This window comes from Methyloglobulus sp. (genome assembly GCF_046714055.1).
Taxonomy (GTDB): domain Bacteria; phylum Pseudomonadota; class Gammaproteobacteria; order Methylococcales; family Methylomonadaceae; genus Methyloglobulus.
Map to the genome: position 1 here is coordinate 1 of NZ_JBKKBJ010000180.1, position 11,882 is coordinate 11,882.

General features: G+C 51.8%; 9 protein-coding genes. 6 read left to right on the forward strand and 3 right to left on the reverse strand.

Going from position 1 to position 11,882, the window contains the following annotated elements; genetic code table 11:
* Positions 1-332: host attachment protein (locus ACLQ6D_RS10730; protein ID WP_411727276.1), on the forward strand; the 332-nt coding region annotated here is incomplete at its 5' end.
* 47 nt (positions 333-379) lie between these two features.
* Here ACLQ6D_RS10730 and ACLQ6D_RS10735 read toward each other — a convergent pair.
* Positions 380-1,954: an AAA family ATPase gene (locus ACLQ6D_RS10735; RefSeq protein ID WP_411727277.1), complete on the reverse strand. Its 1,575-nt coding sequence runs from the start codon at positions 1,952-1,954 to the stop codon at positions 380-382.
* Between the two features lie 224 nt (positions 1,955-2,178).
* Between ACLQ6D_RS10735 and ACLQ6D_RS10740 the strand changes: the two genes are divergently transcribed.
* Positions 2,179-3,204 (forward strand): zinc-dependent alcohol dehydrogenase family protein, encoded by a 1,026-nt coding sequence (locus ACLQ6D_RS10740; protein WP_411727284.1) that lies wholly within the window; start codon positions 2,179-2,181, stop codon positions 3,202-3,204.
* 51 nt (positions 3,205-3,255) lie between these two features.
* On the opposite strand, the gene htpX is transcribed toward ACLQ6D_RS10740, so the two are convergent.
* A complete protein-coding gene (gene htpX, locus ACLQ6D_RS10745; RefSeq protein WP_411727278.1) occupies positions 3,256-4,137 on the reverse strand; it encodes a protease HtpX in 882 nt (293 codons plus the stop codon).
* Positions 4,138-4,249: 112 nt separating this feature from the next.
* Between htpX and ACLQ6D_RS10750 the strand changes: the two genes are divergently transcribed.
* Together ACLQ6D_RS10750 and ACLQ6D_RS10755 are read left to right on the forward strand one after the other, a co-directional pair.
* Entirely contained in the window at positions 4,250-5,368 is a 1,119-nt protein-coding gene (locus ACLQ6D_RS10750; protein WP_411727279.1) for a PQQ-dependent sugar dehydrogenase, read from the forward strand.
* Positions 5,368-5,958, forward strand: a complete 591-nt coding sequence (locus ACLQ6D_RS10755; protein ID WP_411727280.1) for an NUDIX domain-containing protein — start codon at positions 5,368-5,370, stop codon at positions 5,956-5,958. The genes ACLQ6D_RS10750 and ACLQ6D_RS10755 overlap by 1 nt, the downstream gene beginning before the upstream one ends.
* Positions 5,959-6,328: 370 nt before the next feature.
* Here ACLQ6D_RS10755 and ACLQ6D_RS10760 read toward each other — a convergent pair whose 3' ends face one another.
* Positions 6,329-6,652, reverse strand: coding sequence for a hypothetical protein (locus tag ACLQ6D_RS10760; protein WP_411727281.1), 324 nt, complete (start codon positions 6,650-6,652; stop codon positions 6,329-6,331).
* 519 nt (positions 6,653-7,171) lie between these two features.
* On the opposite strand from ACLQ6D_RS10760, the gene ACLQ6D_RS10765 reads away from it, so the two are divergent.
* A complete protein-coding gene (locus ACLQ6D_RS10765; RefSeq protein ID WP_411727282.1) occupies positions 7,172-10,024 on the forward strand; it encodes a hypothetical protein in 2,853 nt (950 codons plus the stop codon).
* Positions 10,024-11,882: DUF6603 domain-containing protein (locus ACLQ6D_RS10770; protein WP_411727283.1), on the forward strand; the 1,859-nt coding region annotated here is incomplete at its 3' end. The genes ACLQ6D_RS10765 and ACLQ6D_RS10770, both read left to right, overlap by 1 nt.

An 11,882-nucleotide genomic window follows, 5' to 3' on the forward strand; every position in this document is an offset into this window, starting at 1 on the left:
GTTTACATGACCGGGAAATGACGACTGACCTACCCGGAAGAATTAAGAGCGCTGACGGTAGCGGCCATGCTTTTGAACAACCGACCGACCCGAAGAAACACGAGGCCGACAACTTTGCCCATCAGCTAGCCAAACACCTGGAGGCGGGGTATAACGCCAACAAATTTGAACAATTGCTGATTATTGCTGAGCCTTCATTCCTTGGCCTTCTGCGTCATTGCTTACCGGACAACATAAAAAAACACATCAGTTTCGAACTCGATAAAAATATCACTACACAAAGCGCCGCAGATATTCGCAAACACCTTCCTGACTATTTGCCGAATTTTTGATTGCAGGCTCGTCCAGTAGAGAAGCCGGGGGAGTATAGCGAAACCCGTCATATCGAGGGGCCTAAATTGGCTAAAAGTTTTTCCAGGGCATTATCGCTCTCGGTATTTATTGTTATTACATGGTTTTGCTCATCTCCAAGCAGCGGCTGCGCCGTTTGCTGCTGCTGATGCAGGACATCAACCGTCGCTTCCGACGGGTCATTTTCCCGTTGCCTGATACGTCTGCATAATGTTTTCTCCGACGCTTGAAAGTCGATGATAAAAAACTGCACCTTGCATTCGCTGGCAAGCTGCCGAAACAGGTTCCGTTGTTCGGATTTAAGAAAAGCCGCATCGATAATTGCAGAAAAACCGGCCTCAAGCACGGCCTTTGCCAGCTCAGCCAAACGCTGGTAAGTCCTTTGCCCGGCTTCCTGCGTATAAACACCGCTATTTATACCGCTAGCGGTATCGTCTTGAACATGATAGCCGAATAGGCGTTTGCGTTCGATATCCGAGCGGATCTGTAAGGCACCGATTTTTTCGGCCAGTTGACTGGCAAATGTAGATTTTCCCGAACCTGAAAAACCGTGGGTAATAATCAATGCTGTCCGACTGTCTTTAGTAAACCGTACGGCCAGATTGGCAAAAACTGCATATTCGGAGTGAGCCTGTGTACATACAGCGGCATCAGGGTTTTGGGCTATCCGCAATAAAGCCACTTTAGCCCGCACCAACGCACGATAAGTCAGGTAATACCGCAACAAAGCCAGTCCTGAGTAATCGCCAGTTTTTTGAAGATAACGATTAAGAAAACGATAGGCGTATCTGTCAAATCCTAGATGCAATAAATCCATCACAAGAAAAGCGACCTCGTTGATGACATCAATCCAGCGCAACATCGGATTAAACTCGATGCAATCAAACAGGACAACCTTGCCATTGATAAGGGTCATGTTACCTAAATGCAAATCACCGTGACATTCGCGCACATAGCCCTGCTGTTTGCGCTGTTGCATCAGTTGCGACTTGTCAATCCATTCGTCATGGCTCCAGGACTCGATGGCTTCAAGTTGATGCAACTGAAGCTTATCGTCCAGCAACGGCCTGATATGGTCAAAATTCTCGACAAACCAATGCCTGATGTTATGGCTGTCGCCATAAGGGGACTGTCCGTCGGCTTTTTCAACGGCTTGATGAAAATCGGCAACAATGCCGACAATCTGATCAATTTCATCAGTACCCAACTCACCACTCTCGGAAGATTCCCTCAATGTTTGTGGCGAAGGAAACTGAACCATCTTAACGGCATGCTCAATCGCTTGACCTGTACCATCCATTTTAGGGTGCTCAGATTGCCCGGTTATCGGCACAACTCCAAGATACCAATCTGCAGCCAGGCGCTGGTTCAACCTTAATTCCTCGTGGCAAAAAATCCGGCGTTTCTCCAGCGTGGAAAAATCGAGAAAACCAAAATTTACCGGTTTTTTGATTTTGTAGGCGTATTGCCCAGTCAGCAGCACCCAGGAAATATGGGTTTCAATGAGGCGAACAGAAGCGACTTCATGATCATAAGCATCTGCTTTACAAAGCGCTTTAATCAGGGGAAAACCTGAATCCGGCGATGGCTTGGTGTCATTCAATATTATTTACTCCCAGAAACGCCAAGTTCTTATCAGGCTTTGTTATCAACATAACACGTACTCATCTTTAATGGGTATCTACCCAGTCCTGCGATTGCAACATAACCCAAGGTGATTTTCAATTGAGAACATAATCTCTACAGTTAGTGACAAAACATAGCAGAATAAAACCTGAATAAGCGCATCAAATGCCACCTAAATCAAACCGGACAGGAGAAAAATCAATGAAAGCCATGGTATTGAACAAACTCTGCAACCTCAAGGAGAACAAGACCCCGCTGGAACCCACGGAACTGCCTGTCCCGGTTCCCGGCGAACACGACATTCTGCTCAAAGTTTCAAGTTGCGGCGTTTGCCATACCGAACTCGACGAAATTGAAGGACGAACTCCGCCGCCGCGATTACCGGTCATTCCAGGCCATCAGGTGGTCGGCCGGGTTGAAGCCTTGGGTAGTCAGGTCAGTGATATAAAAACTGGCGATCGAATGGGCGTTGCCTGGATATTTTCCACTTGCGGCCACTGTAAATTCTGTCTGGCAGGCAATGAAAACCTGTGTCCTGAATTTCTCGCGACAGGCAGGGATGCTAACGGCGGCTATGCGCAGTATATGACGGTTGCAAGACGTTTCGCCTTTGTCATCCCGGAAGTATTTTCCGATGTGGAGGCTGCACCCTTGTTGTGTGCTGGTGCAATCGGTTACCGGTCGTTACGTTTGACCGGACTCAGGGATGGGCAAAGGCTTGGCTTGACGGGTTTTGGTGCATCCGGTCACTTGGTGTTAAAAATGGTAAAACACAAATATCCGAATACTGACGTTTATGTATTTGCCCGGAGTGCCGAGGAAAGACGATTTGCCCTGGAACTGGGCGCGGTATGGGTCGGCGATACCACGGAGCGGGCACCGTATACGCTGGATAGCATCATCGATACCACACCAGCCTGGCAGCCTATAGTCGAAGCACTGGCTAATCTGGAATCCGGCGGCAGGCTGGTGATTAACGCAATCCGCAAGGAAGATGACAAGCACAGTCTGCTGGATTTAGATTATCCGAAGCATCTTTGGCAAGAAAAGGAAATAAAGAGTGTCGCAAATATCACCCAATCCGATATTTCCGAGTTTTTGAGTCTGGCGGCGGAAATGAACCTCAAACCCGAAGTTCAGGTATTTACGCTGGAACAGGCAAATGAAGCATTGATTGAGTTGAAGAATGGACGCATTCGCGGTGCAAAAGTCTTGAAGATAGATTGACTTTTTTACAAATGCCGGACAAACGCTTGTCCGGCATTTATAACCTATGAATTAACGGTTGTTTTGTAATGCGGCAATACGCTCTTCTAAAGGGGGATGGGTCATAAACAGCCGTTGCATACCGCCGCCGTTGATGCCGAACGCGGCGAATTGGCCGGGCAGTTCTTCGGCTTCATGACCACGTTGTAAGGCACGTAACGCGCCAATCATCTTTTCCCGCCCCGCCAGGTTCGCGCCACCCGCATCGGCTTTAAATTCGCGGTGACGTGAAAACCAGGCGACCAGCATGGAGGCCAGGAAACCCAAAGCAATCTGGGCAATCATTTGTACGATGTAATAGCCCATGCCAAAACCACCACGTTCATTATTGCCGGATAAGGCTCGGTCAACCACATGACCAATGATCGTGGCAAAGAAGTAAACAAACGTGTTCAGTACGCCTTGCATTAAGGCCATCGTCACCATATCGCCATTGGCGACGTGCGAGATTTCATGTCCGACGACGGCTTCCACTTCATCGGGTGTCATGCTTTGTAGCAAACCAGTGCTAACTGCCACTAACGCACTATTCCTGTTCATTCCCGTAGCAAAAGCATTGGCAACTGGGGATTGAAAAATGCCCACTTCCGGCATACCGATACCCGCTTTCTGGGATTGTCTAATAACCACATCGTACAGCCATTTTTCGGTCTGATTTTGGGGTTGTTCGATGACTTGCACTCCCATTGACCTTTTAGCCATCGTTTTCGACATTGCTAGAGAAATCACCGATCCGGTCACGCCGATGACTGCTGACATTATCAATAATGCTCCCAGGTCAATTCCCGTGCCTTGTGCATTTAGATAATTGCCTAAGCCCAGTAGTTTAAATAGAATGCTAATAACAATCATCACAGCGATGTTAGTAGCGAGAAACAGTAAAATTCGCATCATGGTGTGGCCTCTTTAGTCAGTGTTGTACAGCCGTTATGGGGATTGAATAAATGAATTCAATGTCTTTTTAGAATGATAAACTGGTTATAAGTTTAATTGAGGAGGATATTTTATGAAATTTGCAAAAACCATACTCATACCCTTGTTGGTATTTAACACAGGTTTGGGCTTTGCACAACCCGAAAACCGTCAGGAGCTGTTAAAAAATCTGCATGTGCCGGACGGTTTCAAGCTGTCTGTTTTTGCCGATAATCTGCCCAATGCCCGTAGCTTGGCATTGGGTGATGAAGGCATTGTTTTTGTTGGCACAGGCGCTGGCGGACATGTATATGCGGTCGAAGATTCCGATCATGATGGCGTTGCCGATAAAAGCTATACGATTGCCAAGAGTTTGTACATGCCGAATGGTGTGGCTTATAAGGATGGTGCTTTGTATGTTGCGGAAATCAACCGCATCATCCGTTATGACAATATTACTCAATCCTTGGGTAAGCCCCCCAAACCGGCTGTCGTGTACGACCAACTGCCTTCGGATAAACATCACGGCTGGAAATATCTGCGTTTTGGCCCCGATGGCAAGCTATACACCGCCATCGGTGCGCCCTGCAATATTTGTAAACCGGGAAAACCTTATGCCTCCTTGCTACGGCTAAACCCGGATGGCAGTGATTTTGAAATCATTGCCACCGGCATCAGGAATACCTTAGGTTTTGACTGGCAACCCGGAACGGATAGCTTGTTTTTCACTGAGAATGGCCGGGATTACCTGGGCGATGACTTGCCGCCCGAAGAATTGAATCAGTGGTCTGCTGTGGGTGAACATTTCGGTTACCCTTACTGTCATGCCGGGGAAATGCTTGATCCTAAGTTCGGTACTGAAAAAAAATGCAAAGAATTTACCGCGCCAGCCTGGAAATTTAAGGCCCATGTCGCGCCTTTAGGCCTACGTTTTTATCGCGGCGGTCAGTTTCCGGCTGGATATAAAAACCAGCTCTTTGTCGCGCAGCATGGTTCCTGGAACCGCACTCAACCCGATGGTTATCGCATTGCATTAGTTAGGTTCAAACAAGGTAAGCCGGTTTCCGAAGAAGTTTTTATCGACGGTTGGTTAACGAAGGATGATAGCGTTTTAGGACGGCCTGTTGATATTCTGGAAATGCCGGACGGAAGCCTGCTTATTTCCGACGATCAGTCAGGCGTGATTTATAAGGTTGAATATCAAGGCAAATAATGAAAAGACAATTTGAAATCATCAACAAAGACCTTGTTTACAATGGTTTTTACCAGATGGAAAAATATTGCCTGAAACACACCCTGTTTGGCGGTGGCTGGAGCGGGGAGATCAGCCGTGAGCTGTTCCGGCGCACGAATTGCGTGGCAGTCTTATTGTACGATCCCGATGCTGATAAGGTCGTGCTGATTGAGCAATTTCGCATAGGTGCCGCCGCAAATCCCGATCATGCTTGGTTGGTGGAGATTGTTGCAGGAGCCATTGACGAAGGCGAAACCGCCGAACAGGTTGCCCACCGTGAATCGAAAGAAGAGGCGGGTTGCGATATTCTGGAGCTAAAGCTAATCAACCGGTTTTACACGACACCGGGCGGTTCATCGGAACAGATCAGCCTGTTTTATGGCAGGGTTGACAGCACCCAGGTTGGCGGAATTCATGGGCTGGATCATGAAGATGAGGATATTCTGGTGTATGCCGTAGCTTTCGATGAGGCATATCGAATGCTGGAAGAAGGTAAGATTGAGTCCGGCATCCCGATTATTGCGATCCAGTGGTTAGCACTGCATCGGCAGGGTTTAAGGCAGGATTAATATCGTAGGGGGATTACGACGCGCCCATTGAACAACCAAAACGGGTATATCGTATTTTTGCGCGTCTCATCCACCTTACAATTTATCCGGTTTACGGCCTTGAGGGAATCCCCCCGAAGGGGCGCAAAACGAAAATTGGAGGCGAGGCAGGAAGCCCAGTTCAACCTAAAAAACCAGTTGAGTAATCCAAAATCCCGTTCGCGAGTCGAAGGGTGGGGTTTTGGATTGCTCACCCATTGGGCGTAGTGGTTGGCAGGCCGTTCATGCTTCTACAGGCACAGCACGAACAACCTGCCAACTACTTTTGGTATCTACCCCACTTTAACGACAGCATTGCCGAAGCAACACAGGCGCAGATTGCTTTTTTCGATTATTTTTGTTCTGGAACTACCTTTGCTCCTTGTCCTTTCTCCGCTTTTTTCCACAGTCCGTTGCTTGAAAAACAGTTCCAGCCCCATTTCAGCCAGTTAAGCAGCGACGCAGCCAGCCAGAACGACCAGATCAACATCAGCAACCTATAGGCCATGAGGGGAACAGTAACAACTGAAGCCTGTGTGCATAGTCCACTGAAAACCGTGACATAAACCCCCACCAGAAATACCCAAAAGCAGCCACTGGCGATCAGCAAAGTTACTCTTAGCTGGCCTACGTTATCGGCCAATTTCGGACCTTCGAGGCTGCCATGAGTAGCCATTCAGTTGAAATTGACGTGAAAAAAGTTTGACATTTATTTAATTATAGGAGCATAGTTAAATCCAGTGTCATTGCCAACTTAACAGACATGTTAGTTAATTGTTGGTCGTTTTACCTATAGAGCTGTTTCAATCTAACTTAAAAACTAGCCTGCATAAAAATCAGGTGATAAATGGGTGCGATATGGCAGAAGATCGGGGGGAGATAAAAATCCGGTATACCTTGAAGCAAGGGAAGGGAGATGCTTTGAGTAGCGAAGCCGAGCATATTTTTCCTGTTAGCCGTTGGAAAATCTATCTAATCTTAATCCCTGCCTTTATCGTCTTAGCATTTTTAAGTGCTTTCTTTTTTTCCATTTTTTTCCTTTGTTTCTATTCGGTGGTATTACTCTTGGCTTGTGGATTTGGTGGCTGCGCCGGAAACTGCGCAAATCTAATCGTGCACAGAGTCTGGAGGATGAGTACTTTGTAATCAAGGAGACTCACATTGTCGAAACGGAAACTGATAAGGTGGGGCACTAATGAATCAAAAGGTGATGGTTGGGAGAGGAAAGGCGATCTTCGACGGGCGAGTCGAGTATCCGCTTCCCACGAAAAGCGGGACTAAGGACTTCATCTTCTACTTCGTCCCTTCAAGCAATGGATACGGCAAGGGCGCACGGTCCTTCTTCGACCGCTTCTACAAGAACCACGTCCGCAAGGAGGTGCGCAGCCTCGAGGACATGATCGTCTCCCTGCACTCGGAGGTGAGCGGCGGCATCACCCAGATCCGGGAGATCGTAATGGTCGCGCACGGCACCAGGCAGGGGATGGTGCTGCCTGTGTTTGCAGCCGCCTCCGGGACCAACCTGCAGGAGTATCGCAACGTTTCTGCCTTTTCCATAGCGTTACTTCAGAAGGACTTCAGCGATGGGAAGTTCGTCAGCGTGCAGCAGAAGCGGACTGCAGTCATTGCGCGACTGCTGGATGACTCGTGGGTGACCATTCGCGCTTGCCGGGTCGGTAGTTCGGCGGAATGCTTATACGCGCTTTATTCCTTCTTCGGCGGCCGGGCCAACGTTTATGCGCCTACCGAGTACCAGTTTTTCGGCTCGCACCCGATCATGAGCGGCATGCGGGCGGAGAGCCGACTTGAGGCTCATCACCACTTGGTAAAGCAAAGGTTCTTTCCTGGCGACGAGCACACCCCCGAGCGTCAAGACGCCATCGTTCAGTTCCTGACCGATCGGGCGATGTTCACCGAGCCGTTCCAACTGGCGTCCACACCGTTCGACAACCCAGCCACGGAGTACGAGGTGTTGATCGACGGACTCAACGCGCGCAAGATCGACCCCACCCTCAAGCAGAGGTTTTCCGATCTTAACCATCCGCTGTCCGGCAATGCCCGGGTGCACGTGATTCAGACTAATACGTTGTGGCTGATCAAGGACGAGGCCGAGCACGCGGACACGAAGCACACCATCCAGTACGACGTCGGCGAGCTTATCGTGTTCGAGGGAAGTGAACGTCAGGCAGCGCTAGTTGCTTCGGCATCGTTGATGGATGTCGAGAGCGCCCGCGATTCTTTGCCCCTCCAGTTATTCTTTTATGAGGGCGAGCATGAATTGTGGAAGGGCAAGTTGTTCCAGCTGGCAGCCTATGCCGAGGAAGTCGTTCCCAACCCCGAGCTCAAGCAGAAGTTCGACGCTGTCCTCGCCCTGCTGAAGCTGGGTAACTTCTCAGACGGCGACGTTAACATCCGGACGGAATTTAAGGAGAACTTGGATGTTGACCTGTCCGGTGCCGCGCAGATCCAGACGTTGTCGGCCTCCGGTTCTGGACCGACTGAGAAGATCACTTGGGCAATCCAGGATCAGGAACGCTATGTTGTGAAGCTGGAACACCCAGCGACAGACCAGGGAATCGCTGGCCACAGTATCACGGTTTACAAAGGACTCCAGGGACAAGCCCGGCTACGGGAGGAATACGCCTTGATGAGCCTCCTGGGCCAGGATCCCGATACTCCGGGTACCGAGCTAGCGGCGTATCTCGACCGGTTCAGCATCGAAGAGCTAATGCTTGTAATCGACGACTTGCGGAAGCCGTACCGCCCGGTCTACAGCTTCTACATCCACCACGCTCAGCAAGCGATCGCGCGGAAGAAGGACTACTTCACTTGGTGGATGGAGCAGTATGGGACGCTCCTTGAATCGAATCCGCTCTTCGAGCAGCCGCATGCGGAGCTTTCGCGGAGCGAGAGCGAGGACAAGCATCTCGTCGTCCACGACTTTAGCTTCAACAATATATGGCGGGAGGTGAAGGTATCCCACCCCACCCTCAGCACGTTTCAGAACGATCTGTTTGCCGAGGAGAACCTCTGGGAGAAGTTGGGTCGTGAACTGGATGAGCTTAACGACCGCAATGCCGGCCCCCAACTGGAAGCCGATTCTCCGTTCACCGATCTGGAGGAGCTCCGGCAGCTACAGCGGCAAGGTCTCGAGCCCTTCTTCTCGACCGATAAGGCCACCCTCGAGTTGGAGGAGGTGGACGATCTGAGTTGTGAGGAGTTTGCCGCGGTCATTAATAGATGGAAGGAGCTACAGGGCGCCGATCCGGAGGAGATCAAGCGTTTGCTCGGCCTTGAGACTACGGCGGATGGCAAGACCTTTCTCGATCATGTAATGTTCCTCTACGACAAGTACAAAATCGCGAATATCGGGCTCGGCCTGTTCAACATTGCCTTCATGAGGGACGGCCTCGCGGTCAGGATAGTTGAAAAGTTGCCATGGTTCGCGCCGAGCGCAGGCACCCTCGCCATCATTGAGGGCACCCCCACCATCATTGGGGTCACCCACACCATCATTGGGAGATTCCTGCGGATCGCACCAACTATCACTATCCCGCTGACGATGTGGGGGAAGTTCCTGGAGGCGCAAATACAGACGCTGAAAGTCTGGGAGAACACGGGAAGGCTGACGGCAATGAGGCAATGGCTTCGCGAGCTTATCAGCCTGACCGTACGCGACCCTTTCCCAAGCGATCTCCCCATCGACCTCCACGACCAGAGCAAGTTGTTTTTGCCGGGCGCTCATCTGGAGATCGCGCGGTACTACCAGGAGCAGGTGGACGAATCGGGTGAATACTCGGTTTTCGTGTTTGCGCAAGAAGAGATGTCAGAGGGCTTTGAGGACGGCATTCAGGTCATGGAAGAGGTGGGAATGAAGATCGTGGACTACGCGGACGAAGTGGTCGGCGATCTTATGCGGGGATGGGATCTGGAAGATTGCATGATGAAGGTACTTAAGGACGCCGGGATAGTCGACTTGAACCTAGTACGTAGGCAAATCATCCGTGAGTTAGCCAGACAGCTGCTCAACGAACTGCCGAAAGTTTGATGATGAAGAACCAACTCGCACATCTTTACCTGGCGTTCCGCGACTTCGTCGAGCCACTGAGACGTCGGTTCGACAGCCTGGAGGGTCTTGAGTATCTGTTCCATCGTTACGGGTGGATGGTGCCCCTGGACGAGGCCACATACGATCAAATCCGGCAGGCGGCAGACATCCGCGAACCGCTCGAGCAGTTTTTAGAGATGGCGCAGCAGCTTCAGCAGATATTGGACGCCACGCCAGATGCAGAACTGGACGCTGCCGATATCGCCAGTCTGATCGAAGCGGCGGGTTCGCTCATCCGCGCCATGGCTGCTTTTGAGGTCGGGGGGCTGAGCGGTCTCCCAGCGCCGCTCGATCAAACCGAGTTTTGGGTGAACCTCAGTGAGCACTTGTTCGACGATCTGCTCGAGGAATACGTGCGTGTTTTCCACTCAGGCTTCTATCTGGTCATGCGCGTCTGGGGTGTGATTCGCGTTGATCAGGTCCGCCCGAGCGAGCCGTTCCGAAGAGTCTATATGCGGGTGTCGGTGGATTGGAACCAAGCATTGGCGATGGTAAAGGAGCCGCTGCCGGCTCTCAAGCGGGCGTATTACTGGGATGACCAGGCTCATCCCTTCGACCACAGACGAGCGCTGGAGAACCTGGTCCTGGTGCTGCGGGCCGCCCGCGTATCGGCGAAACTGATTGTGTCGGCCTTTAGTTCCGCGCCCCCCTTTCCATCCGATCTCGACCACACGGTGCAGGAAGATGCGGCGGCTCTGCGGGTGATCCTGCTGGAGCGTATCTCCGCGGACGACCAGACCTTGTACTCCGTCGGATTCGAGATTTTTCCTGCCCGTGCTGCCGACGGAGAGGCGTTGGGATTGCTGGTAAAGCCGCTCCTGCGTGGGGCTGCGGGCGTGTCCGTCCCGCTCGGTGCGGACTTTACGATGCGCTGGACCGTCGCCGCGGACGCAAGTGACGCGATAGGGTTCGCGCTATTCCCTGACGAAACCGAACTGATCGGCGGTGCCGTTGCGTTAGGCACGCGACTCGAGATCATCAGCACACGACAGACGCCTTGGTACCTGCTGGGAAATGAACGGACCGCCCGCATCGAGTTGTCAACCGTTTCCGCTAGCGTATCTCTTGAAGGCTTAGCGAGCGATCCCGAGGTCGTGCTGCGCGTTGCTGCCGGCAGACCCGGCGGACTGGCTGGGTGCAAGCTTGTAGTCCCCATGGCCGAAGCAGATAGCTTCGCCAGGCAGATGGTGAACCGGCCGTCGCTCGAGCTGTCGTTCTCACCCGAGGTCGTCTGGTCGAGCAGGAGCGGTCTCACCTTCAATGGCCAGCCGAACTTGAACATCGACCTGTTGGAGAACATCCCGCTTGGGCCCATCACGCTTACGCGCGTAAACATCGCACTGGGCGAGGCGCCCGCGGGACCTTCGTCCGCCGCTAGGCTAGCGTGCACCGTGGGCTTGAGTGTCAAGGGCAGACTGGGACCGATCGATCTGGTGGTCCAGCGCATCGGTTTTGTCTGCAGCATTTCGCGCCATACCCGAGAAGACATACTCGCTGCCGGCCCCGACAGCGAGCCGCCTGCACTCGGTGGACTGGGCGTGGACCTCCGCTTCACGCCCCCCAGCGGCCTCGGTCTCTCAATCGACGGTGGCGGTTTCAAAGGCGGCGGTTTCCTGGACTTCGAGCCGGAGGAGGAGCGCTACTCTGGCATCCTCGAACTCGAATACCAGGACCAATTCACGCTCAAAGCCTTCGGGCTGTTGAATACCCGCTTGCCCAACGGCCAGAGCGGCTTCTCGCTGCTCATCGTCATCAGTTCCGAATTCACGCCGATCCAGTTGGGCTTCGGCTTCAAGCT

Coding starts and splice junctions, on each gene's coding strand:
- ACLQ6D_RS10740 (WP_411727284.1), top strand. CDS start 2,179: ATGAAAGCCATGGTATTGAACAAACTCTGCAACCTCAAGGAGAACAAG.
- htpX (WP_411727278.1), bottom strand. CDS start 4,137: ATGATGCGAATTTTACTGTTTCTCGCTACTAACATCGCTGTGATGATT.
- ACLQ6D_RS10750 (WP_411727279.1), top strand. CDS start 4,250: ATGAAATTTGCAAAAACCATACTCATACCCTTGTTGGTATTTAACACA.
- ACLQ6D_RS10755 (WP_411727280.1), top strand. CDS start 5,368: ATGAAAAGACAATTTGAAATCATCAACAAAGACCTTGTTTACAATGGT.
- ACLQ6D_RS10760 (WP_411727281.1), bottom strand. CDS start 6,652: ATGGCTACTCATGGCAGCCTCGAAGGTCCGAAATTGGCCGATAACGTA.
- ACLQ6D_RS10765 (WP_411727282.1), top strand. CDS start 7,172: ATGAATCAAAAGGTGATGGTTGGGAGAGGAAAGGCGATCTTCGACGGG.